Annotated in this window: 24 protein-coding genes; 17 read left to right on the top strand and 7 right to left on the bottom strand. The window is 63.7% G+C overall.

The window, feature by feature from the left end:
• Positions 1-32: 32 nt before the first annotated feature.
• The gene (gene lptF, locus QM701_RS08200) at positions 33-1,112 is read left to right on the top strand and encodes an LPS export ABC transporter permease LptF (RefSeq protein WP_415166591.1); all 1,080 of its coding nucleotides are present in this window, start codon (positions 33-35) and stop codon (positions 1,110-1,112) included.
• Positions 1,109-2,185 carry an LPS export ABC transporter permease LptG gene (gene lptG / locus QM701_RS08195; protein ID WP_415166590.1) on the top strand — a complete coding sequence of 359 codons (1,077 nt, stop codon included), beginning with the start codon at positions 1,109-1,111 and terminating at the stop codon, positions 2,183-2,185. Before lptF ends, lptG begins: the two co-directional genes overlap by 4 nt.
• 9 nt (positions 2,186-2,194) lie before the next feature.
• Here the strand turns inward: lptG and QM701_RS08190 are convergent, their stop codons facing one another.
• Genes QM701_RS08190 through QM701_RS08175 form a run of 4 tightly spaced genes read right to left on the bottom strand, consistent with a single transcriptional unit; the run spans position 2,195 to position 4,150 of the window.
• Entirely contained in the window at positions 2,195-2,602 is a 408-nt protein-coding gene (locus tag QM701_RS08190; RefSeq protein WP_415166589.1) for an RDD family protein, read from the bottom strand.
• Between the two features lie 17 nt (positions 2,603-2,619).
• Entirely contained in the window at positions 2,620-3,183 is a 564-nt protein-coding gene (locus QM701_RS08185) for a DUF3106 domain-containing protein (RefSeq protein ID WP_415166588.1), read from the bottom strand.
• Positions 3,153-3,533 (bottom strand): DUF3619 family protein, encoded by a 381-nt coding sequence (locus QM701_RS08180; protein ID WP_415166587.1) that lies wholly within the window; start codon positions 3,531-3,533, stop codon positions 3,153-3,155. Before QM701_RS08180 ends, QM701_RS08185 begins: the two co-directional genes overlap by 31 nt.
• Complete coding sequence (locus QM701_RS08175) at positions 3,530-4,150, bottom strand: RNA polymerase sigma factor (RefSeq protein ID WP_415166586.1); 621 nt, start codon at positions 4,148-4,150, stop codon at positions 3,530-3,532. The genes QM701_RS08180 and QM701_RS08175 overlap by 4 nt, the downstream gene beginning before the upstream one ends.
• 82 nt (positions 4,151-4,232) lie before the next feature.
• Here QM701_RS08175 and ilvB point away from each other — a divergent pair, with 82 nt between their 5' ends.
• The 5 genes from ilvB to QM701_RS08150 all read left to right on the top strand — a co-directional run bounded on the left by ilvB (position 4,233) and on the right by QM701_RS08150 (position 9,118).
• Positions 4,233-5,936: a biosynthetic-type acetolactate synthase large subunit gene (gene ilvB, locus QM701_RS08170; protein ID WP_415166585.1), complete on the top strand. Its 1,704-nt coding sequence runs from the start codon at positions 4,233-4,235 to the stop codon at positions 5,934-5,936.
• A gap of 10 nt (positions 5,937-5,946) precedes the next feature.
• A complete protein-coding gene (ilvN, locus tag QM701_RS08165) occupies positions 5,947-6,438 on the top strand; it encodes an acetolactate synthase small subunit (RefSeq protein WP_415166584.1) in 492 nt (163 codons plus the stop codon).
• A gap of 32 nt (positions 6,439-6,470) precedes the next feature.
• Positions 6,471-7,487: a ketol-acid reductoisomerase gene (ilvC, locus tag QM701_RS08160; RefSeq protein ID WP_415166583.1), complete on the top strand. Its 1,017-nt coding sequence runs from the start codon at positions 6,471-6,473 to the stop codon at positions 7,485-7,487.
• 79 nt (positions 7,488-7,566) lie between these two features.
• Positions 7,567-8,202, top strand: a complete 636-nt coding sequence (locus tag QM701_RS08155; RefSeq protein ID WP_415166582.1) for a phosphatidylserine decarboxylase — start codon at positions 7,567-7,569, stop codon at positions 8,200-8,202.
• A 94-nt stretch (positions 8,203-8,296) separates the two neighbouring features.
• Entirely contained in the window at positions 8,297-9,118 is an 822-nt protein-coding gene (locus QM701_RS08150) for a YihY family inner membrane protein (RefSeq protein ID WP_415166581.1), read from the top strand.
• 4 nt (positions 9,119-9,122) lie between these two features.
• Here QM701_RS08150 and QM701_RS08145 read toward each other — a convergent pair whose 3' ends face one another.
• From QM701_RS08145 to pgl, 3 genes are all read right to left on the bottom strand, one after another.
• Positions 9,123-10,613 (bottom strand): hypothetical protein, encoded by a 1,491-nt coding sequence (locus QM701_RS08145; RefSeq protein ID WP_415166580.1) that lies wholly within the window; start codon positions 10,611-10,613, stop codon positions 9,123-9,125.
• A gap of 142 nt (positions 10,614-10,755) precedes the next feature.
• Positions 10,756-12,150 carry a glucose-6-phosphate dehydrogenase gene (gene zwf / locus QM701_RS08140; RefSeq protein WP_415166579.1) on the bottom strand — a complete coding sequence of 465 codons (1,395 nt, stop codon included), beginning with the start codon at positions 12,148-12,150 and terminating at the stop codon, positions 10,756-10,758.
• Positions 12,151-12,167: 17 nt separating this feature from the next.
• A complete protein-coding gene (gene pgl, locus QM701_RS08135; protein WP_415166578.1) occupies positions 12,168-12,890 on the bottom strand; it encodes a 6-phosphogluconolactonase in 723 nt (240 codons plus the stop codon).
• 104 nt (positions 12,891-12,994) lie between these two features.
• On the opposite strand from pgl, the gene rfbB reads away from it, so the two are divergent.
• From rfbB to QM701_RS08085, 10 genes are all read left to right on the top strand, one after another.
• Complete coding sequence (gene rfbB / locus QM701_RS08130; protein WP_415166577.1) at positions 12,995-14,065, top strand: dTDP-glucose 4,6-dehydratase; 1,071 nt, start codon at positions 12,995-12,997, stop codon at positions 14,063-14,065.
• Positions 14,062-14,958 (top strand): dTDP-4-dehydrorhamnose reductase, encoded by an 897-nt coding sequence (gene rfbD / locus QM701_RS08125; protein WP_415166576.1) that lies wholly within the window; start codon positions 14,062-14,064, stop codon positions 14,956-14,958. The genes rfbB and rfbD overlap by 4 nt, the downstream gene beginning before the upstream one ends.
• Positions 14,958-15,833 carry a DNA ligase gene (locus QM701_RS08120; protein WP_415166575.1) on the top strand — a complete coding sequence of 292 codons (876 nt, stop codon included), beginning with the start codon at positions 14,958-14,960 and terminating at the stop codon, positions 15,831-15,833. Before rfbD ends, QM701_RS08120 begins: the two co-directional genes overlap by 1 nt.
• A gap of 17 nt (positions 15,834-15,850) precedes the next feature.
• Positions 15,851-16,738, top strand: a complete 888-nt coding sequence (gene rfbA, locus QM701_RS08115; protein WP_415166574.1) for a glucose-1-phosphate thymidylyltransferase RfbA — start codon at positions 15,851-15,853, stop codon at positions 16,736-16,738.
• A complete protein-coding gene (rfbC, locus tag QM701_RS08110) occupies positions 16,735-17,274 on the top strand; it encodes a dTDP-4-dehydrorhamnose 3,5-epimerase (protein ID WP_415166573.1) in 540 nt (179 codons plus the stop codon). The genes rfbA and rfbC overlap by 4 nt, the downstream gene beginning before the upstream one ends.
• Positions 17,275-17,287: 13 nt before the next feature.
• Positions 17,288-18,751, top strand: coding sequence for a phosphomannomutase (locus tag QM701_RS08105; RefSeq protein WP_415166572.1), 1,464 nt, complete (start codon positions 17,288-17,290; stop codon positions 18,749-18,751).
• Between the two features lie 32 nt (positions 18,752-18,783).
• Positions 18,784-20,223 carry a mannose-1-phosphate guanylyltransferase/mannose-6-phosphate isomerase gene (locus QM701_RS08100; protein WP_415166571.1) on the top strand — a complete coding sequence of 480 codons (1,440 nt, stop codon included), beginning with the start codon at positions 18,784-18,786 and terminating at the stop codon, positions 20,221-20,223.
• A 631-nt stretch (positions 20,224-20,854) separates the two neighbouring features.
• Positions 20,855-22,153, top strand: a complete 1,299-nt coding sequence (locus tag QM701_RS08095; RefSeq protein WP_415166570.1) for a nucleotide sugar dehydrogenase — start codon at positions 20,855-20,857, stop codon at positions 22,151-22,153.
• A gap of 8 nt (positions 22,154-22,161) precedes the next feature.
• Complete coding sequence (locus tag QM701_RS08090) at positions 22,162-23,220, top strand: Gfo/Idh/MocA family protein (protein WP_415166569.1); 1,059 nt, start codon at positions 22,162-22,164, stop codon at positions 23,218-23,220.
• A gap of 1 nt (position 23,221) precedes the next feature.
• Positions 23,222-23,797 (top strand): DapH/DapD/GlmU-related protein, encoded by a 576-nt coding sequence (locus QM701_RS08085; RefSeq protein WP_415166568.1) that lies wholly within the window; start codon positions 23,222-23,224, stop codon positions 23,795-23,797.
• Positions 23,798-23,828: the final 31 nt, after the last annotated feature.

The following is a 23,828-nucleotide window of genomic DNA, read 5'->3' as shown; positions in this document are numbered from 1 at the left end:
TTATCACTGCAGTTTTTCTTTCAAGTCAAAAGATGATCTTCCAGCGCGCCATCCGGCGCGAATTCACTCAGTCGGCGGCCGGCGTGTTCATCGCCCTTTTCGCCATCCTGCTGACGACCCAGTTGATCCGCCTGCTGGGCGACGCCGCCGAAGGGTCGATCGCGCCGGAGGCGGTGGCCGCCCTGCTCGGCTTCTCGGCGCTGAACTACATCCCGACGCTGCTGGCGCTGGCGGCCTTCATCGCCATCCTGCTGGCGCTGTCGCGCAACTACCGCGATTCCGAGATGGTGGTGTGGTTCTCCTGCGGCGTCTCGCTGACCGCCTGGGTGCGGCCGGTGCTGGTGTTCATCATGCCGCTGGTGCTGGCGATCACCGTCCTGTCGCTCTTCGTCTCGCCGTGGGCCTTGTCGAAAAGCGCGGAATACCGGGGCAACCTCGAAACGCGGCGCGACGCCGGCCAGGTGACGCCGGGCGCGTTCCAGGAATCCTCCTCCGGCGAGCGGGTGATCTTCGTCGAGGGCGTCTCCGAGGACGAGCGCTTCGTCAGGAACGTGTTCGTCAGCTCGATGCAGAACCAGCGCCTCGGCGTGACCATGGCGGCCACCGGGCACCAGGAGTTCGCCGAGAACGGCGACCGCTTCATCGTGCTGCAGAACGGCCGGCGCTACGAAATGCAGCCGGGCTCTCCCGAATTCCGCATCATGGAGTACGCGCGCTACGCCGTGCGCGTCGAAACCAAGGAAGCGCGCGGCATCGAGAAGACGCCGCGGAACACGCCGACGCTGGATCTGATCGGCAACGATTCCCGCGCCTACCAGGCCGAGCTGCTCTGGCGCATCAGCATGCCGGTGTCGGCCATCATCCTGGCGCTGCTCGCCATCCCGCTGTCGTTCGTCAATCCGCGCGCCGGACGCTCGGCCAATTTCCTGCTCGCGCTGCTCGGCTACCTGGTTTACAACAACATGATGACCGTCGGCCAGGCCTGGGTCGCCAGCGGCCGGATCTCCTTCGTGGCCGGGCTGCTCGGCATCCACCTGTTCATGTTCTGCCTGCTGCCGCTCCTGTTCTTCCGGCGCATCGCGGTGCTTTCCTTCGCGCGCTTCTTCCGATGAAAATCTATCGCCGCTACCTGACGCGCGAAGTGGTCGCCGGCGTCCTGCTGGTGTTGGCGGCGTTCCTGGCGCTGTTCAGCTTCTTCGACATGATCAACGAGGTCAAGAACGTCGGCAGCTCCGCCTCGTACCAGCTGCATCACGCCATCATTTTCGTCCTCCTGCGCGTCCCCGGCCGCATCTATGAGCTGATGCCGGTCGCCGTGCTGATCGGCACGCTGTACGCGCTGTCGTCGCTGGCGCGGCATTCGGAGATCACGGTGCTGCGCGCCTCCGGGATGTCAACGGGCGACCTGCTGTCCAGCCTGCTGGCCATCGCCACGGTCTTCGCCGTGGCCACCTTCCTGGTCGGCGAAGTGGTCACCCCGCCGGCCGAGCGGGCGGCGCAGCAGCTCAAGCTGCAGGGCAAGGGCAAGGCCGTGGCGCAGGACCTGCACAGCGGCCTGTGGGTCAGGGACGAGCGCAGCTTCATCAACGTGCGTACGGTGCTGCCGGATACCCGCCTGCGCGGCATCCGCATCTACGAATTCGGCGAGGATGCCCGCCTGCGTTCGGTGACGGAGGCGGAGGAGGGCGTTTACCTGCCGCCGGCGAGCTGGCGGCTGTCCGGCGTGGTGCGCACCCACATCGAGGACGATCGCGCCCGCCTGGAGAAGATGCCGGACCTGGAATGGCGCTCCGCGCTCAACCCGGATATTCTCTCCGTGCTGATGGTCTCGCCCGAGAAAATGTCGTTGACCCACCTGGCCGCCTACACGCGGCATCTGGCCGAGAACAAGCAGAAGACGCAGCGCTACGACATCGCCATGTGGAAGAAGCTGATCTATCCGCTGGCCGCCCTGGTGATGGTCGCCCTGGCCCTGCCTTTCGGCTACACCCACAACCGGGTGAGCGGCGTCAGCCTGAAGATTTTCTCCGGGGTGATGATCGGCGTGCTGTTCCACATGCTGAACGGGCTGTTCTCCAATCTCGGCGCGATCAACAGCTGGTCGCCCTTCCTCAGCGCGATCGCGCCGTCAGCCCTGTTCATGCTGGCGGCGATCGGCATGATCTGGTGGTTCGAGCGGCGCTGAGGCCGCCGCTCAGCAGCAGACGAGGCGGGTGCCGGCGAGCCGGTCGTGCAGGAACTGGCGGTCCGGATCGAGCCAGGCCCAGAGTATCCCGACGCCGAGCAGTCCCAGACTGGGCCAGCAGAGCAGATAGCGCAGCAGCGCCTGCCCCGGGCGCGGCGCCCGTCCCTCGCGGTCCACCAGCCGGAGGCGCCAGGTGCGCATGGCCAGGGTCTGCCCCTTGTGCGTCCACAGTCCGACGAAATAGATCAGCAGCACCAGGAACAGGTGCGCCCACAGCACGAACGGCGTCGCCAGGCGGTGCAGGAAATGTCCGATCAGGACGTGCGGCAGCAGCAGCGCGACGGCGAGGAGGCAGAGCACCAGCAGGGTTTCATAGCCCAGGCTGGCCAGCCGGCGGCAGACTCCGGGAACTGCCACGGCGCCAGCCGCCGCCATCACGGTTCCACGGGGGATGGCAGGACGGGCAGCGGATTTGCCGCGCCTGCCTCCCAGATCGGCAAGCGCGCCGCCGGAGACAGGGCGGGGATGGCGGGCACGGCCGGCACCAGGGGCTTGGCCTGCTTGCCGGACGCCTGTTTCTTGAGTTTTTCCTTTTCTTCCTCAGGCAGGCTGGAATACTCCTCCCACTTCTGCTTGAGTTCCTGCCTTTTGTCGGCGGGCAGCCGGCTCGCGCTCTTGTAGTTCTCCCGGGCCACCTGCCGCTCCTCGGGCGTGAGCCGGCGCCATTCCTGCATCTGCCCCTGCAGGCGGCGCTGCTCCTCGGGGCTCAGCGAAGGGAAGCGCGCGGCGATACCCAGCCATTTCTTCTGGCGGAAGGCCTCCAGCGAATCCCATTCGTCGCTCAAGGGCGCCAGGATGATTTTCTGCGGGACCGACAGCTCGCTCCAGGTGGGCTGCGGCGGGGTCGCGATGATGGACGGGCTGGTCGTCTGCGTCCAGCCCGGTGCAACGAGGAAGAGGGCCAGTATTACTCCGCCGACGATTTGCTGTCGAGCCATGCGGCAAAACCCTTGTCGGTGAAGGCGCCGATCGGCAACTCGTCGGAAAGGATCGCCGAATCGATGTCGCCCAATTCCTGCACGCGCTGGTCGGCGATCCAGAAAGTCGAATAAAGGGCGCACAGCAGGAGCGCGAGGGCCGCCACCGTCTGGCTGAAGCGGAAATCGCCGAAACGGAACGAGAAGAAATTGCCCGCCGCCGCCAGCACCGGATGGGCGATCGCCTCTTTCTGGCGGGCGAGCGCCGCCTGCCGGGCGGCGGCCAGCCGGTCGAGCGTCTCGGGGCGGAGGTCGTGCGCCCCGCGGTTCAGATGCTGTCTGACCTTGTAAGCGAAATGCTGCTCGTTCATAACGTGATTCCCTTTGCCTTCAATGCGTTCGCCAGCGTGTGGGTCGCGCGCGAACAGTGCGTCTTGACGCTGCCTTCCGAGCAACCCATCGCCGAAGCGGTTTCCGCGACGTCCATGTCCTCCCAGTAACGCATGAGGAAGGCTTCGCGTTGACGTGCCGGCAGAAGCATTATTTCTTTCTCAATTATATCAAGCAGTTGTGCCTGCTGGAGCTGTCCTTCGGGAGAATCCCGCGTCTGCGCCTCGGCATCGACCTCCAGCGTTTCCAGCGGATCATAGTCGTCGTCCTCCCCGGAAGAGAAGGCCGAGAGCAGCGTGGTCCACAGCGAACGCACCTTGCTGCGCCGGTAATGGTCGCGGATCGTGTTCTGGATGATGCGCTGGAACAGCATCGGCAGTTCCTCGGCCGGCCGGTCGCCGTACTTCTCCGCGAGCTTCATCATCGAATCCTGCACGATGTCGAGCGCCGTCTCCTCGTTGCGCACGGCGAACATCGCCTGCTTGAACGCGCGTCGCTCGGTGGCGGCAAGAAAATCCGACAGTTCGCGTGGGCTGGCCAGAATTCGATTCCTTGGGGACGGGTGTGGGATTACCTCTGGAATAAGGTCGACAAACAACGGCAGTCTTGACCAAATATGGCCCAGGCTTTAACGTTGCGAGCTTTTTCCAGCAATTTTTCTTTGTAGGGCGAGAAGAACCATGACCATGATGACCGGTGCGGAAATTGTAATCAGGTGCCTGCAGGAAGAAAAGGTTGAATACGTTTTCGGCTATCCCGGCGGATCGGTTCTGCATATTTACGACGAGTTGTTCAAGCAGGACAAGGTCAAGCACATCCTGGTCCGCCACGAGCAGGCGGCGGTGCACGCGGCGGATGCATTCTCGCGCTCGACGCAGCGCGTCGGCGTGGCCATGGTGACCTCCGGGCCGGGCGCGACCAATGCCGTGACCGGCATCGCCACGGCCTACATGGATTCGATTCCGCTGGTGGTTATCTCGGGGCAGGTGCCGACGACCTATATCGGCCAGGACGCCTTCCAGGAATGCGACACCGTCGGCATCACCCGGCCCTGCGTGAAGCACAATTTCCTGGTCAAGGACGTGAAGGACCTCGCCGTGACCATCAAGAAGGCGTTCTACGTCGCCAGCACGGGGCGTCCGGGGCCGGTCGTGGTCGACGTGCCCAAGGACGTGACGGCCGCCCGGTGCAAGTTCGACTACCCCAAGGAAATCAAGCTGCGCTCGTACAATCCGGTGATCAAGGGCCACTCCGGCCAGATCAAGAAGGCAGTCCAGCTGCTGGTGGGCGCCAAGCGGCCGATGATCTACGCCGGCGGCGGCGTGGTCCTGGCGAACGCGGCGGAGCAGCTGACCCGCCTGACGCGGCTGCTCGGTTTCCCGATCACCAACACCCTGATGGGGCTGGGCGGCTATCCCGGCACCGACCGGCAGTTCCTCGGCATGCCCGGCATGCACGGCACCGTCGAGGCGAACATGGCGCTGCAACACTGCGACGTGCTGCTGGCCATCGGCACCCGTTTCGACGACCGGGTGATCGGCAACCCGGAGGACTTTGCGGCCATCGCGCGCAAGATCATCCACGTCGACATCGATCCGTCCTCGATCTCCAAGCGCGTGCGCGTCGACGTGCCGATCGTCGGCAACGTGTCCGACGTGCTGGAAGAGATGATCCGCCTGCTGGAGACCGAGCGGGAGCGCAAGGACATCGCCGACTGGTGGGCGGAAATCGAAGGCTGGCGCGCCCGGCAGTGCATGAAATACACGATGAAGGACGCGATCATGCCGCAGTACGTGATCGAGAAGCTGTGGGAGATCACGCGCGGCGAGGCGATCGTCACCTCCGACGTCGGCCAGCATCAGATGTGGGCGGCGCAGTACTACAAGTTCGACCAGCCGCGCCGCTGGCTGAATTCGGGCGGACTGGGCACCATGGGCGTGGGCTTGCCCTACGCCATCGGCGCCGCCTTCGCCCATCCCGACAGGCAGGTGGCCTGCGTGACCGGCGACGGCTCGATCCAGATGTGCATCCAGGAACTGTCGACGGCCAAGCAGTTCGGCCTGCCGATCAAGATCATCAACCTCAACAACCGCTATCTCGGCATGGTCCGCCAGTGGCAGGAAATGTTCTACAGCCGCCGCTATTCCCAGACCTACATGGATTCGATCCCCGATTTCGTGAAACTGGCCGAGGCGTACGGCCACGTCGGCATCCGCGTGGAGAAGCCCGAGGAGGTCGTGCCGGCGCTCAGGAAGGCCTTCGTCGAGCACAAGGACGACCTGGTGTTCCTCGACATCCGCACCGCGCGGGAAGCCAACGTCTTCCCGATGGTGGCGGCGGGCAAGGGCTTGTCCGAAATGGTCCTGGCCGACGAGAATCTGTAAGGGAGACAGCATGCGACACATCATTTCAATCCTGCTGGAAAACGAGGCGGGCGCGCTCTCGCGGGTGGCCGGGCTTTTCTCGGCGCGCGGGTATAATATCGAGACGTTGACGGTCGCTCCCACCGAGGACAGTTCCCTGTCCCGGCTGACCATCGTGACCTCCGGCAGCGACGAGGTCATCGAGCAGATCACCAAGCAACTGAACAAGCTGATCGACGTCATCAAGGTCGTCGACCTCTCCGAAGCGGCGCACATCGAGCGCGAGCTGATGCTGATCAAGGTGCGCGCGTCCGGCAAGGACCGCGAGGAAATGAAACGCATGGCGGATATCTACCGAGGGCGCATCATCGACGTGACCGACGCGACCTACGTGATCGAGCTGACCGGCAGCGGGTCGAAGCTCGATTCGTTCATCCAGGCCATCGACGAGAGCCTCATCCTCGAAACCGTGCGCACCGGCGTCAGCGGCATCGGCCGCGGCGAACGGGTTCTGAAAGTCTGATGTTCACGTTTTTCTCATGCGAAAGGAATGACATGAAGGTTTATTACGACAAGGACGCCGATCTTTCCCTGATCAAGGGCAAGAAAGTCGCGATCATCGGTTACGGTTCCCAGGGCCACGCCCACGCGCAGAACTTGAGCGACTCGGGCGTCAAGGTGACGGTCGGCCTGCGCAAGGGCGGCGCGTCGTGGGGCAAGGTCGAGAAGGCCGGGCTCAAGGTCGAGGAAGTGGCCAAGGCGGTCAAGGGCGCCGACGTCGTCATGATGCTCCTGCCGGACGAGAACATCCCGGCCGTCTATTACAACGACGTCGAGCCGAACATCAAGAAGGGCGGGACGCTGGCTTTCGCGCACGGCTTCAACATCCACTACAACCAGGTGGTGCCGCGCGCCGACCTGGACGTCATCATGGTCGCGCCGAAGGGGCCGGGCCACACGGTGCGCTCCGAGTTCCTGAAGGGCGGCGGCGTGCCGTCGCTGATCGCGGTCTACCAGGACAATTCGAAGAAGGCGCGCGACATCGCCCTGTCGTACGCGGCGGCCAACGGCGGCACCAAGGGCGGGGTGATCGAGACGACCTTCCGCGAGGAGACCGAGACCGACCTGTTCGGCGAGCAGGCCGTGCTGTGCGGCGGCGCCGTCGAACTGGTGAAGATGGGCTTCGAGACGCTGGTGGAAGCGGGCTATGCCCCGGAAATGGCGTATTTCGAGTGCCTGCACGAGCTCAAGCTGATCGTTGACCTGATGTACGAGGGCGGCATCGCCAACATGAACTACTCGATCTCGAACAACGCCGAGTACGGCGAGTACGTGACCGGGCCCGAAGTCATCAACGAAGAGTCGCGTTATGCCATGCGCACCGCCCTGCAGCGCATCCAGAACGGCGAGTACGCCAAGATGTTCATCCAGGAAGGGCAGAACCGCTATCCGTCGATGACGGCCCGCCGGCGCCTGATGGCCGAGCATCAGATCGAGATCGTGGGCGCCAAGCTGCGCGACATGATGCCGTGGATCAAGAAGAACAAACTGGTCGATCAGACCAGGAACTGAGCGTTCCGGCGCGGGCGGCGGAGGATCGCGGTCCTCCGTCCCGGCGCCGGCCTTCCAACCCGACTCCTCGACGCCTTCGATGAATTATCCGCATCCGATTCTTGCCAGGGAGGGCTGGCCGTTCATCGCCGGTTCGCTGCTCCTGGCGCTGCTGGCGTCCGCCGCCGGGCTCTGGTCGCTGCCGTTCTGGCTGGTCTTCGTTTTCTGCCTGCAGTTCTTCCGCGATCCGGCGCGCGTCGTGGCCGGCGGGCCGAAGAGCGTGGTGTCGCCGGCCGACGGCCGGGTGGTGGTGGTCGAGGAGGCGGACGATCCCTACCTGAACCGCCGGGCGCTGAAGGTCAGCGTGTTCATGAACGTGTTCAACGTGCATTCGAACCGCGCGCCGGTCGAGAGCACGGTCCAGCAGAAGTGGTACCAGCCGGGCTCCTTTCTCAACGCTTCCCTGGACAAGGCGTCGTTGGAGAACGAACGCTGCGCGCTGCACCTGCGCACGCCGGACGGGCAGGACGTCACCTGCGTCCAGATCGCCGGGCTGATCGCGCGGCGGATATTGAATTACGTCGATGCGGGAACGCATCTGGCGGCGGGCCAGCGCTACGGATTCATCCGCTTCGGTTCGCGCCTCGACGTGTACCTGCCGCTCGGCGCCCAGGTAAAGGTGGTCATCGGCGAGCGGGTCTCCGCGTCGAGCAGCGTCCTCGCCGAACTGGGCTGAGGTCCGCCGCCGCATTCGCCGGGAGGCCGTCAATGTCGATGTCCGTGGTTGGGCGCGCCAGGGCGCCGGCCGATATGCCGATGGACGGCGCGTGATGAACCCTCGGCTGCGTCTCGCCGGCCGGTTTTTCGTCCGGGTGTTCCGCCGCTTCACCGAGGAGAATTTCGATCAGGCGAGCGCCAGCCTGGCGTTCACCACCCTGCTGTCGATCGTGCCGCTGGTCGCCGTGGTGCTGGGCGTCATGTCGGCCATGCCGTCGTTCCTGTCGATGGTCGATCAGCTGGACCACATGATGCGCACCATGCTGCCGGAGCGCAGCGCCGGGTTGATCGTCGAACACGTGCTCGACTTCTCGCAGAAGGCGCTGAAGGTCACCGTCGCCGGCCTGCTGGTGCTGGTGGCGACCGCCTTCGCCCTGCTGCACACCGTCGAGCATGCGTTCAACAACGTCTGGAAAACGGCGCGGGCACGCTCGTGGTGGCGGCGCTTCGTGCTGTACGCGGCGTTGATCGTGCTGTGGCCGCTGGCCGTCGCCTACGTCGTGGCGGGCGTTTCGTATGCCGTCTCGCTGTCGTCCGGGCTGGTGATCGAACAGGCATGGCTGCACAAGCTGCTGTCCAAGGCCACCGGCGTGTTCGTCGCCGCGGTGTTCTTCGCCGGCCTCTATTTCGCCGTGCCCAACGCCCGCGTGCGCTTGTCCGACGCGCTGTACGGCGGCTTCTTCGCGGCGTTCGGCTTTCTGCTGATGCAGAAGGGGTTCGAGCTCTATCTGGCGTATTTCCCGTCCATCACCCTGGTGTACGGGGCGTTCGCCACGGTGCCGATCTTTCTGCTGTGGCTGTACCTGTCGTGGGCCATGGTGCTGCTCGGGGCGCTGGTCGTCGTCACCTTGCCCGAGTTCCGGCGCGGACGCTGAAACCCTAGTCCGGCACGATCCCGTACAGCTCGATCACGCCGTTCTGCTCGTCGCACCGGGCGGTGCTGATCTCGCGCACCTCGACGCGGTCCCGCTCGACGACCAGGACGAGGTTCTTCGACCGTCCCGCCAGCGCCCCGGAGGGCACGACCAGCGCCTCGTGCGGGCGCAGGACGGGGGCGGCGGGCAGGACCAGCGCAGGCCGGCGGCAGGCCGTGGCCTCCTCCGTTTCGGCCGGCAGGGCGACGTCCGCCGTGTAGGCACGGGACGAGAGGATCTGCAGGCCGAGTTCGAGGTGCTCCTGGTTCTCCGACAGCGCCCAGCGGATGATGCAGAGCTGCCAGTTGTCGCCGGTTTCCGTGCGCAGCGCGGCGACGTCCCCGACGGTGATCGCCCGCGTCTTTCCGGCGAGGTGCATCACGGCATAGCCGTCCGGGCTTTCGTTGGTGATCATCCAGGCGGACGTTTCGACGGGCTGCGGCACCGGGCGGTAGAGGCGGCAGAGGTTGTCGAAGCCGAGGCACAGCTCGCCGCGGTAGTTCTGCCGGCGCCGGGGGAAGCGCCGCTTGCCCGGGTTGCCCCAGAGATTGATCAGCCGGTTCAGCACGCCCTGGCCGGCGGCCGTGGCGGCGAAAAGCGGGAGGTCGAGGTCTTCCGGCGGCGTGCCGTCCTCCAGCGCGGCCAGCTGCGTTTCGAGCAGGGCGGCCAGCCGGCCGCAGGAAAAGCTGCGCACCGGCGTTTCGGGCGTCGGCGGCTTTCGGGCGTACGGGGTGGCGGGCGCGTCGCTGTCCGGATCGATCCAGAAGGTGACCGGGCTGCCCGCCGGGTCGCCGTGGTGGGTGTCGACCCGTTCGGAGAAACGTTCGAGATAGGCGTCGAGGAAGATGACTTCGCGGCTGGTGAACGAGGTCGGCTGGGCGCAGCCGAGCAGGATCGCCGCGTAGTACTCGTCCAGCGGCGAGCGCGCCGCTCCCGCCGGCACGGCGTGCGCGGCGCCGTGCCGGTCGGCCAGCGCGTACGCCTGGTGCAGGCGCCGCCAGATGCCCGCTCCGGGCGGCGAGGCCGTCAGGCTGCTGATCAGCAGGTGCCGGGAAAGAAGGTGTAGGGCCCGCCACAGCGCCAGCGGGCGGGCGCCGTCGGCCGGCATGCCGTCCGCCGTCGCGGCAAGCAGCAGCCCGGCCAGGGCCGCCAGCGCTTCCTGCATCTTGCGCAGGGACTGCCTGGGTTTGCGGGGAATGGGCAGGGAGATCTCGGCCAGCGCCGGCAGGCACACCTCGACGGCGGCGATGCTGCGCGTGTAAAGCCCGTCGAGGATCGATGCGTCCTGTGCGTGCGCCGCGCCGGGGGTTTTCAGCTGGCGCAGATGGTCGAGCACGTCGCCGAGTCCGTCGGCGTCGGCCTGGGGCGCCGGCGTGGCGGGATCGATCGGGCGCGGCGGGGAGGCTTCTTCGCCGGCGGCGTTGGCCGGAGCGGCGGCTGAGTCAGGAGTGGGCATGGGGAGCGGGGCGAAAAATAGGCGCGGAGTATAACGTGGGCGCGGGGCGTCCGGAGCGGGCCGGCCGGCGAACGAGGGGTTTCGGGGGATGGCCGGGGCGTTCAGCCGCGCCGGAGTCCGGGCGGAGCGGAACCGCCGGTGTTCAGCCGATTGCGGGGTTGTTCCATCCTCCGTGCGCTTCGACCAGCCGGTCCGCTTCGGGCGGTCCCCAGCTGCCGCGGGGATAGGCCAGCGCCGGGGGATGATTGGCGAGCACCGGGTCGACCACCGCCCAGGCCGCCTCGACGGCATCCTGGCGGATGAACAGGGCGCCCTTGCCGGCCATCGCGTCGGTCAGCAACCGCTCGTAGGGCGAGGCTTCGCCCGAGCGTTCGTTCAGCAGGTAAAGCTCGTGCTGTTCGCCGACGAATTCCTTGCCGGTCGTCTTGACCCGCGCGGCCAGGGCCACGGCGGCGCTCGGGGAAATCCTGAAGCGGACGTAATTGGCCCGGTCGTCCGGCGTGACGCAGTCCTCGAACAGGCGCTGCGGCGGCCGCTTCAACTGGACGACGACTTCCGCCACCGTGCCCGCCATGGCCTTGCCCGCGCGCAGGAACCAGGGGACGCCCTCCCAGCGCCACGAATCGATGTGCAGCCGCAGCGCGCAGAAGGTTTCGACGTCCGACTCCGGGGCGACGCCCGGCTCGTCCCGGTAGCCCGCGTACTGGCCGCGCACCAGATCGCACGGCTTGAGCGGCCGCATGGCGCGGAATATCTCCGCCGTCTTGCTCTGCACGGCGCCGTAGCCGCGGTAGACCGGCGGCTCCATGGCCAGCAGCGCGACGATCTGGAACAGGTGGTTCTGGATCACGTCGCGCAGGCAGCCGGCCGTCTCGTAGAACGCGCCCCGGCCTTCCACGCCGAATTTCTCGGAAAGGGTGATCTGGACGCTTTCGACGTAATTCCGGTTCCAGATCGGTTCGAGAAACGAGTTGGCGAACCGGAAATAGAGGATGTTCATGATCGCTTCCTTGCCCAGGTAGTGATCGATGCGGAAGATCGCATCCTCCGGAAAGACGGCCAGCGCGATGCGGTTCAGTTCGCGCGCCGAGGCCAGGTCGCGGCCGAATGGCTTCTCCACGATGACCCGGGCGTTGTCGGCCAGGCCCGAGGCGCCCAGCCCGCTGATCATGGTTTCGAACATCCCCGGCGGAATGGCCAGGTAATGGGTGGGGCGCCGCGCGTCGGGCAGGGCGTTCCTGATCGCCTGGAAGGTGCCGGCGTCGTTGTAGTTGCCGCCGACGAAACGGAAGCGCGCCAGCAGGCGGTCGAAGGCCTGGGCGTCGTCGATGCCGCCGTGTTCCTCCAGGCTCCGGGCGATCCGCTCGCGCACCTGGGCTTCCTGCCATTTCGGGGAAGCGACGCCGATGACCGGCACGTCGAGGGCGCCGTGCTTGACCATGGCATAGAGTGCGGGGAACAGCTTCTTGTAGGCCAGGTCGCCCGTTGCTCCGAAAAGCACCAGCGCGTCGGATTGTCGGGGAGGGGTCGTGGTCATCTGATTTGCCTCGTCGATTATTGAGCACCGTTCGGGTTGGCCGCGGCGGGTGCGAGAAGTTCCGCGGACACCAGCATGTCCACGCCCGCCGGCGGGCGGATCGCGGCGGCCGGAATGGCCCGGCCGGACCGCCAGTCGGCCAGCGCCCGGCGCTTGGCTGCGCCGCTCACCAGGAAAAGCACCTTGCCGGCGCGGCTCAGGCGCGCGGCGCTCAGCGTCACGCGCTCGGGCGGCGGCTTGGGCGCGTCGACTACCGGCAACGCATCCGCCGAGTCCGCCGAAGCGCCCCAGTCGTGCCCGGGAAACAGGCTGGCCGTATGGCCGTCCTCGCCGAGGCCGAGCAGCACCAGGTCGAAATCACCCAGGCCGCGCAGCGACGCCGCGTAGGCGGCGGCCGCCGCGCGCGCGCCCAGTTCGCCCTGGATCACGTGGATCTGCGCGGGCGGGACGGGGACGTGGGACAGCCAGGCGTCGAAGGCCATGCGGGAATTGCGCTCGGGGTCGTCCTCGGGCACGCAGCGCTCGTCGCCGAAATAGAGGTGCCAGGCCGTCCAGTCCGCCTGGGCGGCGCGGAGCGCCTCATAGAGCCGGCGCGGAGTGTTGCCGCCGGCCAGCACGAGATGGAAGCGGCCGCGCTCCCGGATCGCTGATTCCGCCGTCGCGAGGACCACCGCCGCGGCCTGTCGCAGGAACGCTCCGTCATCGGAGGCGTAGTGCCAACGACACGTTTGGGTTGCCATGATGCCCGGTTTCATCGCCTGATCCTTCGGAAAATTGTCAGATTCATAAGGCTATCGTTATGATTCTATCCCTGCGAACTGGAAACAAGACTCGGAGGGGCGTAATGACCATTCTGGTGACGGGCGGCGCGGGGTTCATCGGCAGCAATTTCATCATCGACTGGCTTGAGGCGCGGGACGAGCCGGTCATCAACCTGGACAAGCTGACCTACGCGGGGAACCTGGAGAATCTCGCCGGCCTGCGCGGCGATCCGCGCTACGCCTTCTTCCAGGGCGACATCGGCGACCGGGGGCTGATCGAACGCCTGCTGGAGAAGCACCAACCGCGGGCGGTGATCAATTTCGCGGCCGAGAGCCACGTTGACCGCTCGATCCACGGGCCGGGGGATTTCGTCCAGACCAACATCGTCGGCACCTTCAACCTGCTCGAATGCGTGCGCGCCTATTTTGCGGCGATGGATGATTCCGGAAGAGCGGCATTCCGCTTCCTGCACGTGTTGACCGACGAAGTCTACGGCTCGCTGCCGGCCGGCGCGCCGGCGTTCGCCGAGACGCACCGCTACGAGCCCAACAGCCCGTATTCCGCCTCCAAGGCCGCGTCCGACCATCTCGTGCGCGCCTATCACCATACCTACGGCCTGCCGGCGCTGACCACCAACTGCTCGAACAACTACGGCCCGTATCAGTTTCCCGAGAAGCTCATCCCGCTGATGATCGTCAACGCGCTGGCCGGCGAGCGCCTGCCCGTCTACGGCGACGGCATGCAGATCCGCGACTGGCTGTACGTGAGCGATCACTGCGCCGCCATCCGCCGCGTCCTCGACGCCGGCCGGCCGGGTGAGACCTACAACATCGGCGGCTGGAACGAAAAGCCCAACCTCGACATCGTGCGCGCCATCGTCGGCCTGCTCGACGAACTGCGCCCGCGGAGCGACGGCAAATCCTACGGCGGCCAGATCGCCTACGTCGCCGACCGTCCCGGCCACGACCGGCGCTACGCCATCGACGCCGGCAAGATCGAGCGCGAACTGGGCTGGCGCCCGGCCGAAACCTTCACCTCCGGCATCCGCAAGACCGTGCTCTGGTATCTCGATCACCCGGACTGGATCGCCAACGTCCGCTCCGGCGCGTACCGCGACTGGCTGGAAAAGAACTACGCGGACAGAAGCCGATGAAAATCCTCCTGTTCGGCAAGAACGGCCAGGTCGGCTGGGAACTGCAGCGCAGCCTGGCGCCGCTGGCCGAAATCGTGGCGCTGGACCAGGAAGGCGCGGACGGCCTGTGCGGCGATTTCACCGACTTGGCCGGGCTGGCCGAAACCGTTCGCCGCGTGGCGCCGGAGGTCATTGTCAATGCGGCCGCGTACACGGCGGTGGACAAGGCCGAATCGGAACCCGAGCTGGCGCAGGCGATCAACGCCCGGGCGCCGGCCGTCCTGGCCGAGGAAGCAGGGAAGCTCGGCGCCTGGCTGGTGCATTACTCGACCGACTATGTGTTCGACGGCAGCGGCGACACGCCGCGCGCGGAAAACGCTCCGACCGGTCCGCTGAGCGTCTACGGCCGCACCAAGCTCGCCGGCGAGCAGGCCGTGGCCGGCTGCGCGCGGCACCTGATCTTCCGCACCAGTTGGGTGTATGCCGCGCGCGGGGCGAATTTCGCCAGGACCATGCTGCGCCTCGCGGCCGAACGTGACCATCTGCGCGTGGTCGGCGATCAGATCGGCGCGCCGACGGGGGCCGACCTGCTGGCCGACGTGACGGCGCACGCCCTGCGGGCCGTCACCGGCCGGCCGGAACTAGCGGGACTGTATCACCTGGCCGCGGCCGGCGAGACGAGTTGGCACGCCTATGCGTGCTTCGTGATCGAACAGGCGCGCGAGGCCGGACGGCCGCTCCACGTCCGGCCCGAACGCATTGAGGCGATTCCGACCAGCGCCTACCCCACGCCAGCCCGGCGGCCACTCAATTCCCGGCTCGATACGGCCAGGTTACGCAGCGCCTTCGGCCTGCACCTGCCCGATTGGCGCGACGGGGTCCGGCGCCTGCTCGACGAATTGCCGGCCGGCTGATGCGTACCGCGCGCACCGGTCTGTCGGCGGGGCAAAGGCTGGTCCTGTGGGTTCTGGCGCTGGTTTCGTGCGTGGTCCTTTCCGCCCGGGCCGACGATGCGCCTCAACTGCTGCTGGCCAAAACGATCGGCGCGGATACGGACGTGACCCGTTATCTGGTCAGCGAGAAACTCGACGGCATCCGCGCCTTCTGGGACGGCCGCACGCTGAGGACGCGCCGCGGCGGAGCGCTCAACGCGCCGGCCTGGTTCGTGGAGAAATTCCCAGCCCGGTCGCTGGACGGCGAATTGTGGGCCGGTCGTGGCCGCTTCGAGCGCCTGACCGGGGTCGTACGCAAGGAAAAGCCCGTCGACGCCGAATGGCGCGAGGTGCGCTACATGATCTTCGAGTTGCCCGAGGCGCCGGGCACGTTTCGCGAGCGGGCACGGGCCATGCGGCGGATCGTCGACGAAGCGGCCGTCCCCTGGCTGCGGGCGGTCGAGCAGTCCGAGGTCGGCAGCCGCAAGGAACTCGACCAGCGACTGGCGCGTGTGGTGCACGCCGGCGGGGAAGGGCTCATGCTGCACCGCGCTGATGCCCCGTATGCCACGGGGCGTAGCGACGACCTCCTGAAAATGAAATCCCTGCAGGATGCCGAAGCGATTGTGATCGGGCATCTTCCCGGCAAGGGCAAGTACAAGGAAATGCTCGGCGCGCTGCGGGTACGCACTGACGACGGCGTTGAATTCAACCTGGGCAGCGGCCTGAGTGACGCGCTGCGCCGTAATCCGCCACCGATCGGCACGGTCGTCACGTTTCGTTATCGGGATCTGACTGACCGTGGCATTCCGCGTTTCGCCAGCTATCATCGAATACGCGACAATGACAATTATTGATTCTGAAGAGGCTGAACATGGGAACCCGCAAGGGCATCATCTTGGCTGGCGGCTCCGGCACCCGCCTGTATCCGGCGACGCAGGTGGTGTCGAAGCAACTGCTGCCGATCTTCGACAAACCGATGATCTACTATCCGCTCAGCACCCTGCTGCTGGCGGGAATCCGCGACATCCTGGTCATTTCGACGCCGCAGGACACACCGCGCTTCGAGCAGTTGCTCGGCGACGGCAGCCAATGGGGCATTGATCTCGGCTATGCCGTACAACCGTCCCCAGACGGGCTTGCGCAGGCCTTCCTGATCGGCGAGTCGTTCATCGGCGACAGCTCCTCGGCCCTCGTGCTCGGCGACAACATTTTCTACGGCCATGATTTCGCGGCGTTGCTGCAGCGCGCGACCGGCCAGGAGTCCGGGGCGACCGTCTTCGCCTACGCGGTCAACGACCCCGAGCGCTACGGGGTCGTCGAATTCGACGACCGCTGGCGCGCGATCAGCCTCGAAGAAAAACCGAAAGCTCCGAAATCCCGCTACGCAGTGACTGGTCTGTATTTTTACGATAACCGCGTCGTCGAACTGGCCAAGACCATCAAGCCGTCCGCGCGCGGAGAACTCGAAATCACCGACCTGAACCGGCTCTACCTGGAACGCGGCGAACTCAGCGTGGAAACCATGGGCCGCGGCTATGCCTGGCTCGACACCGGCACGCACGAATCGATGCTCGAAGCCAGCCAGTTCATCCACACCATCGAGAACCGGCAGGGGCTCAAGGTCGCCTGCCCGGAGGAAATCGCCTGGCGCAACGGCTGGATCGACGACGCGCAACTCGACAGAACGTCCGCCCGTCTCGCCAAATCGGGATACGGCAAGTACCTGCAGGGCTTGCTCACGGACAGGGTGATCGCATGAAGGCCACGCGGCTCGCCATCCCCGACGTGATTCTCCTCGAACCCAAAGTGTTCGGCGATGCGCGCGGATTTTTCTACGAGAGCTTCAACCAGGAGACGTTTCGCCGGCTCACGGGCCTAGACGTCCGTTTCGTCCAGGACAACCATTCGCGCAGCGCGAGGAACGTCCTGCGCGGTCTGCACTACCAGCTTCCGCCGAAGGCGCAAGGTAAACTGGTGCGGGTCGTGGCGGGTGAGGTCTTCGACGTCGCCGTTGACATCCGCAAGGATTCGCCGACGTTCGGCCAATGGGTCGCGGAAGTGCTGTCGGCCAAGAATCATAGGCAGCTCTGGATTCCGCCGGGCTTCGCCCACGGCTTTCTCGTAGTGAGCGAGTATGCCGAGTTCCTGTACAAGACGACGGAGTACTATGCGCCGGAGTACGAGCGCGGCATCCGCTGGGATGATCCGGAACTGGCCATCCCCTGGCCGCTGGTGGGCGAGCCGGTCGTCTCGGAAAAGGATGCGGAAAATCCTCCACTGCTGAGCACTAAATAATGGAGAGCTTGGTGTGAACGACAACGAGCAACGGACGATCGCCATCCGCGATCTGATGGAAAGCAGCGGTGTGCGTTTCGGTACCAGCGGCGCACGCGGTTTGGCCGCAGACATGACCAGCGAAGTCTGCTTCGCCTATGCCTCGGCCTTTCTGCAAGCCGTTTCCGCCACGGCTGGCGCCGTCGCCCTGGCGATCGACCTGCGGCCCAGCAGTCCCGGCATCGCAGCAGCCTGCGCGGCGGCAATACGGCATGCGGGCCTGGCGGTGGATTATTGTGGTGCAATTCCGACTCCGGCGCTGGCGTGGTACGCGCAGATGAAGGGCGTACCGGCTATTATGGTGACCGGCAGCCACATCCCGTTCGATCGCAACGGGATAAAGTTCTACTGGACCTCCGGCGAAATCACCAAAGCGGATGAAGGCAACATCACCCACGCCGTCGTCGCCTTGCCCTCAGGCGAGCTGGCGATCGATCTGCCCGCCGTCAATCCCGAGGCGCGCCGGTGTTACATCGACCGCTACCTGTGTTTCTTTCCGGAACAATGCCTCGACGGCATGATGCTCGGTGTCTACGAGCATTCCAGCGTGGCGCGCGACCTCTTGCGCGATCTCCTGGAAACGCTTGGCGCAAGCGTCGTCTCCCTGGGGCGAACCGACGCTTTTGTTCCCATCGATACCGAAGCCGTCAGCCACGACGACGTCGAGCGCGCGAGCGGCTGGGCCGGCCAGTACGGCCTCGACGCGATCGTCTCCACCGATGGCGACGCCGACCGGCCGCTCGTCGGCGACGAGCGCGGCCAATGGCTGCGTGGAGACATCGTTGGAATCCTGTGCGCGCAGTATCTGCGGGCGCAGGCGGTCGTCACCACGGTGAGCTGCAACACGGCCGTGGAACGATGCGGCGCGTTTGGCGAAGTGGTCAGGACCAGCATCGGCTCGCCCTACGTCATCGAGGCCATGGAAACGCTGGTAGCCGCGGGCGGCCGCACTACCGTCGGTTTCGAACCGAACGGTGGTTTCCTCGTCGGCACGGCGATCGAGAAAGCAGGCAGAATTCTCGGCCCGTTGCCGACGCGCGATGCCGTCCTGCCCATGCTGTGTCTGCTGTCCATGTCGCGTGAGAAGGGTTGCAGGCTGTCTGGCCTCACGCTCGGCTTGCCGCCGCGTTTCACGGCCAGCGATCGCGCGCAGGATTTTCCGACCGAGACCAGTCGAAGGCTGTTGTCGGAGCTTGCGTCCTCGGTTACGTTGATCGACGAGCTATTGGGCTGCCTCTACGGCAAACTGGTACGCTTGGACCAGACCGACGGCTTGCGGATGTTCTTCGCCGGCGGCGACATCGTTCACTTCAGGCCCTCGGGCAATGCGCCCGAACTGCGGTGCTACGCCGAATCCGAAACGCCTGAACGTGCCAAGGAACTGGTTCTGGAAGGCTTGAGGCGTTTCAAACTTCTCGCGGATCGGGCACGTGCCTGACCTGTAATCCGACGATTAATGTGGAGATTCCCATGCTGATTCAACCCGTGGTTCTTTCCGGCGGATCGGGTACCCGGCTGTGGCCGCTGTCTCGTGAGAAACACCCCAAACAGTTGCTATCGCTGATCGGCGGGGAGGATACCTTGCTGCAGGCCACGATACGCCGTGTGGACGGTATCGCCGACGTCCACCTATGTTCCCCGATGGTGGTGTGCAACGAGGAATACCGCTTCGTGATCGCCGAGCAATTGCGGCTGATGGGCAAGGACGGGCCGATCGTGCTGGAGCCCTTCGGCCGCAACACGGCACCCGCCTTGACCCTCGCCGCGCTGGCCGCCATGCGCGAGGGCGCCGATCCCATCCTGCTGGTGATGCCCGCCGACCACGTGATCACCGACACGCTTGCCTTCCAGGAAGCGGTGGGTTACGGGGCCGTGCTGGCGGACGAGGGCGCCGTGGTGACCTTTGGCATTACGCCCGATGCGCCGGAAACCGGTTACGGCTACATCCAGACCGGTCCGTCCTACGGGAAGAATGCGGCCTGCGAGATCGCGCGCTTCGTGGAAAAACCGGATCTGGATAAGGCGCAATCGTATCTCGACGATGGTTCTTATCTGTGGAACAGCGGCCTGTTCATGATGCGCGCCTCGATATGGCTGTCGGCGATCAGTGTCTGCCGGCCGGATATCACGGGACCGTGCCAAATGGCATGGGATCGGGGGACGGTCGACGGCATGTTCCTGCGGGTCGACAAGGAAGCGTTTGCGCAATGTCCGTCGGACTCGATCGATTACGCCGTGATGGAGCGCATTACCGAGGGGAAACTGGAGCTGCCAATGGCGGTGGTGATTCCTCTGTCGGCTGGCTGGTCGGACGTTGGGGCGTGGGACGCGCTATGGAAAGTCCTGCCCAAGGACGACGACGGTAACGTCATGCAGGGGGACGTCGTGCTGCATGATTGTCGCAACACGCTGGCCATGTCGTCCAACCGTCTGGTGGCCTGCGTGGGTATCGAGGACGTGGTGGTGATCGAGACACCCGATGCGATCCTGGTTTCGCACAAGAACAGGACGCAGGAAGTGAAGAAGATCGTAGACCACCTCAAGCGCGCAGGTCGCACAGAAGGCGAACTGCATCGCAAGGTATTTCGCCCTTGGGGTTTCTACGACTCCGTGGATAGCGGTGGGCGTTTCTTGGTTAAGCGCATCGTCGTCAAGCCCGGCGCCAGCCTGTCTCTACAACTGCACTACCACCGGGCCGAGCACTGGGTCGTCGTACGCGGCACGGCGAAAGTGACGCGTGGCGAGGAGTCGTACCTCGTCAGCGAGAACGAGTTGACCTTCATTCCCCTAGGCACGAAACACCGGCTGGAAAATCCTGGATACATGCCGCTCGAGATGATCGAAGTTCAGTCAGGGTCGTATCTGGGGGAAAACGATATCGTGCGTTTCGACGATGTTTACGGGAGATAATGCCAAGTGGGCTGGCTCCGCGATTTGTGCCGCAATCGCATCCTGCGTCAGTCGTTCTGGTGTAAGGGGACACTTGTGCTCGCCGTTCGTAGCGGCCGATCAGTCCGGAAATCTAGATCCGGAAACCTTGCTAGGAGATATCCGGCACTCGCGGATCCGGCAAATCCGTAACCCGCTCGATCAGCTCGGCTATGCCCGCCTCTTTCACCTCTTACCCAAAGGGCAAAAGTAGGTCCAACTCATCCAGGTGTAGACCTTGTCGTCATAAACTCTTGATTGTGGACGAGTGTTAATGCTTCGGCCCTGCTAGATCGATGATCGATATGTCAGTTGTGATGAACTCAGATATAATTATGCGTTACCTTTCCCTCCTCTAGCATCGGCTTTCTTATCAACCGAAGCTGCTTTTAACCATGAATTTGCTATTTCTTCCCTGTCTGAGGGAGGCCGCCGATATCCCGGTTTCGTGGACCATTCTGTCTATGAATTGTTTGCCAATGTGCCGCTCTTCGGTGAGCGCTTATCTATGATGACAATCACCACTTGAGCGAAATTGGTGCCGAAGAGCATGGAAAAATTGCCGCATCTACCTTTCGCAAACTGACGTATTTATCCGAGGAATAAGGAGTTTATGGTGCAGTTAGATGACAAGAAAATAGCGATCATCGGTCTGGGCTACGTCGGTTTGCCACTGGCCGTAGAATTCGGCAAGTCTCGGCCTGTAATCGGGTTCGACATCAATCTATCGCGTATTGAGGAATTGGAGTCAGGCATAGACAGTACTCTTGAAGTTACAGCGGAGGAACTTGCCGCGGCGAAGCAGCTTTCCTTCAGCAATCGCCATGAAGATATTGCCGATTGCGGCATTTTCATCGTTACGGTGCCGACACCGGTCGATAAGGTCAATCGTCCAGACCTGAACCCATTGATTAAGGCCAGCGAGACGGTCGGGAAAGTGATGAAAGCTGGGGCAGTGGCCATTTACGAATCAACGGTCTATCCGGGGTGCACCGAAGAGATTTGTGTCCCCGTGCTGGAAAAGCACTCCGGTCTCAAATTTAACCAGGATTTTTTCTGTGGCTACAGCCCGGAGCGTATCAATCCAGGCGACAAGTTAAATACGTTGACCAAGATCAGGAAAATCACTAGCGGCTCTACGCCAGAGGTCGCCAAGGCCGTTGATGCTCTCTACGGAAGCATCATAAGTGCAGGCACTTTTCCGGCGGCCAGTTTGAAAGTAGCTGAGGCCGCGAAGGTTATTGAGAACACACAGCGTGACCTAAATATCGCGTTGGTCAACGAGTTGTCAGTTATCTTTGATCGCCTTGGTATAGACACGCTCGAAGTGCTTGAAGCAGCTGGCAGCAAATGGAATTTTCTACATTTCCGTCCGGGTATGGTCGGCGGGCATTGCATTGGTGTTGATCCGTACTACCTGACTCACAAGGCAGAGGAAGTTGGCTATCATCCCCAAGTCATTCTCGCAGGACGTCGCATCAACGACAATATGGCGCGCTATGCAGCCCGTAACGTGATCAGACTGATGCTGAAGAATGGCATCAACGTTGCACACAGCACTGTCGGCGTGCAGGGCATCACGTTCAAGGAAAACTGTCCGGACATTCGTAACAGCAAGGTCGCCGATCTTGTGCGCGAGTTGAAAGCCTGGGGGGTCAAAGTGGTTGTTTCGGATCCATGGGCAGATGCCGACGAGGTGGCCCACGAGTACGGTATCCAACTTGATACCATTGATGCTAAACATCAGGTTGATGCATTGATTGTTGCCGTGGCCCACGATCAATTCAGGCATGGAGATGTGTCGAAGCTGCGCGGATTTTGCCGTGGGGGAAAACCGGTGCTGGCCGACCTGAAATGCTTGTTTGACCGCCATGCCGCCACTCGTGCAGGCTTCACCGTATTTCGCCTTTAGGAGAAACAATGCGTAATTATCCTACGATTACCGATCGCAAGATTCGTATGGCACTTGTTGGTTGCGGACGCATCGCTGCCAATCACTTCGGCGCAATGGAGAGGCACGCCGAACAAGTTGAAATTGTCGATGTTTGTGACGTTGACCATGCTGCGCTCGATAGAGCGATCCAGCGGACGAAGGCCAAAGGGCACTTGAGTATGACCGAGATGCTCAAGACCACCACCGCGGATGTGATCGTCCTGGCCACGCCAAGCGGCCTCCACCCTGAACAGACAATAGAAATTGCCCAGTCGGGTCGCCATGTGATGACCGAAAAGCCAATGGCTACGCACTGGCACGATGGGTTGAACATGGTCAAAGCTTGCGACGATGCTGGGGTACGGCTCTTTGTCGTCAAGCAGAACCGGCGCAACGCTACCTTGCAACTCTTGAAGCGCGCGGTCGAGCAAAATCGATTCGGTCGTATCTACATGGTCAACATCAATGTGTTCTGGACGCGTCCTCAAGAGTATTACGATAGCGCCAAGTGGCGCGGGACGTGGGAATTCGACGGCGGCGCCTTCATGAATCAGGCCAGCCACTACGTTGATCTTCTCGACTGGCTGATTGGTCCCATTGAAAGCATCCAAGCCTACACGGCTACCTTGGAACGGCACATCGAAGTCGAGGATACGGGTGTCCTGAGTATCCGCTGGCGTTCCGGGGCACTGGGTTCAATGAACGTGACCATGCTGACCTACCCGAAAAATCTGGAAGGCAGCATCACGATTCTTGGCGAGAAAGGCAGCGTGCGTGTTGGAGGTGTCGCAGTCAACGAGATTCAGCATTGGGAATTTGCCGAGAAATTACCGGAAGATGATCAGATCGCCACAGCCAGCTATCAGACCACATCCGTCTACGGCTTCGGTCACCCGCTTTACTACGAAAACGTGATCAAGGTCATGCGCGGCGAAGAGGAGCCTGAAACCGATGGCCGCGAAGGTCTCAAGTCGCTCGAAACGCTGATTGCCGCCTATCTCTCCGCGCGCGATGGCAAGCGGGTTGCCTTGCCGCTGGATTACTGAAATGGCGGTCACCATTCATCCCTCTGCAATCGTGGACGAGGGCGCTGTTATTGGCGACGGCAGCCGAGTCTGGCATTTTGCCCACATCTGCGGTGGTGCACGCATTGGCCAACATTGCTCCTTCGGCCAGAACGTGTTCGTTGGCAACGATGTCACTATCGGCAACAACGTCAAGGTGCAGAATAACGTTTCCATCTACGATGCAGTGCATCTTGAAGATGACGTTTTCTGCGGCCCGAGCATGGTTTTTACCAACGTGTACAACCCGCGCTCGGCTGTCACCCGCAAGGACGAGTACAGGGTGACCAAGGTGAAGAGGGGAGCCACATTGGGCGCCAACTGTACCATCGTTTGCGGGGTGACTATTGGCGAGTTTTCGTTTGTCGCTGCCGGCGCAGTAGTCAATCGCGATGTCAAACCCTATGCCTTGATGGCCGGCGTTCCGGCCCGGCAAATCGGTTGGATAAGCGAGCATGGCGAAAGACTGGATCTGCCGCTCAAAGGCGATGCTTCCATCAAGTGTCCGGCCACCGGAAAAACCTACAAGCTGACAGGAACGACATTGGTGGTTGAATGAAATCATCACGAAATTACAGAATTGGAAAACA

It is taken from the genome of Propionivibrio sp. (genome assembly GCF_047602565.1).
Classification (GTDB): Bacteria; Pseudomonadota; Gammaproteobacteria; order Burkholderiales; family Rhodocyclaceae; genus Propionivibrio.
Note: the sequence above shows the minus strand (reverse complement) of the source record. Positions and strands in the feature narration are given on the sequence as shown.

What these genes read in the sequence shown, in the direction of transcription:
- lptF (WP_415166591.1), top strand. Translation starts at nt 33, where the DNA reads ATGATCTTCCAGCGCGCCATCCGGCGCGAATTCACTCAGTCGGCGGCC.
- lptG (WP_415166590.1), top strand. Translation starts at nt 1,109, where the DNA reads ATGAAAATCTATCGCCGCTACCTGACGCGCGAAGTGGTCGCCGGCGTC.
- QM701_RS08185 (WP_415166588.1), bottom strand. Translation starts at nt 3,183, where the DNA reads ATGGCTCGACAGCAAATCGTCGGCGGAGTAATACTGGCCCTCTTCCTC.
- QM701_RS08180 (WP_415166587.1), bottom strand. Translation starts at nt 3,533, where the DNA reads ATGAACGAGCAGCATTTCGCTTACAAGGTCAGACAGCATCTGAACCGC.
- ilvB (WP_415166585.1), top strand. Translation starts at nt 4,233, where the DNA reads ATGACCATGATGACCGGTGCGGAAATTGTAATCAGGTGCCTGCAGGAA.
- ilvN (WP_415166584.1), top strand. Translation starts at nt 5,947, where the DNA reads ATGCGACACATCATTTCAATCCTGCTGGAAAACGAGGCGGGCGCGCTC.
- ilvC (WP_415166583.1), top strand. Translation starts at nt 6,471, where the DNA reads ATGAAGGTTTATTACGACAAGGACGCCGATCTTTCCCTGATCAAGGGC.
- QM701_RS08155 (WP_415166582.1), top strand. Translation starts at nt 7,567, where the DNA reads ATGAATTATCCGCATCCGATTCTTGCCAGGGAGGGCTGGCCGTTCATC.
- QM701_RS08150 (WP_415166581.1), top strand. Translation starts at nt 8,297, where the DNA reads ATGAACCCTCGGCTGCGTCTCGCCGGCCGGTTTTTCGTCCGGGTGTTC.
- QM701_RS08145 (WP_415166580.1), bottom strand. Translation starts at nt 10,613, where the DNA reads ATGCCCACTCCTGACTCAGCCGCCGCTCCGGCCAACGCCGCCGGCGAA.
- zwf (WP_415166579.1), bottom strand. Translation starts at nt 12,150, where the DNA reads ATGACCACGACCCCTCCCCGACAATCCGACGCGCTGGTGCTTTTCGGA.
- pgl (WP_415166578.1), bottom strand. Translation starts at nt 12,890, where the DNA reads ATGGCAACCCAAACGTGTCGTTGGCACTACGCCTCCGATGACGGAGCG.
- rfbB (WP_415166577.1), top strand. Translation starts at nt 12,995, where the DNA reads ATGACCATTCTGGTGACGGGCGGCGCGGGGTTCATCGGCAGCAATTTC.
- rfbD (WP_415166576.1), top strand. Translation starts at nt 14,062, where the DNA reads ATGAAAATCCTCCTGTTCGGCAAGAACGGCCAGGTCGGCTGGGAACTG.
- QM701_RS08120 (WP_415166575.1), top strand. Translation starts at nt 14,958, where the DNA reads ATGCGTACCGCGCGCACCGGTCTGTCGGCGGGGCAAAGGCTGGTCCTG.
- rfbA (WP_415166574.1), top strand. Translation starts at nt 15,851, where the DNA reads ATGGGAACCCGCAAGGGCATCATCTTGGCTGGCGGCTCCGGCACCCGC.
- rfbC (WP_415166573.1), top strand. Translation starts at nt 16,735, where the DNA reads ATGAAGGCCACGCGGCTCGCCATCCCCGACGTGATTCTCCTCGAACCC.
- QM701_RS08100 (WP_415166571.1), top strand. Translation starts at nt 18,784, where the DNA reads ATGCTGATTCAACCCGTGGTTCTTTCCGGCGGATCGGGTACCCGGCTG.
- QM701_RS08095 (WP_415166570.1), top strand. Translation starts at nt 20,855, where the DNA reads ATGGTGCAGTTAGATGACAAGAAAATAGCGATCATCGGTCTGGGCTAC.
- QM701_RS08090 (WP_415166569.1), top strand. Translation starts at nt 22,162, where the DNA reads ATGCGTAATTATCCTACGATTACCGATCGCAAGATTCGTATGGCACTT.
- QM701_RS08085 (WP_415166568.1), top strand. Translation starts at nt 23,222, where the DNA reads ATGGCGGTCACCATTCATCCCTCTGCAATCGTGGACGAGGGCGCTGTT.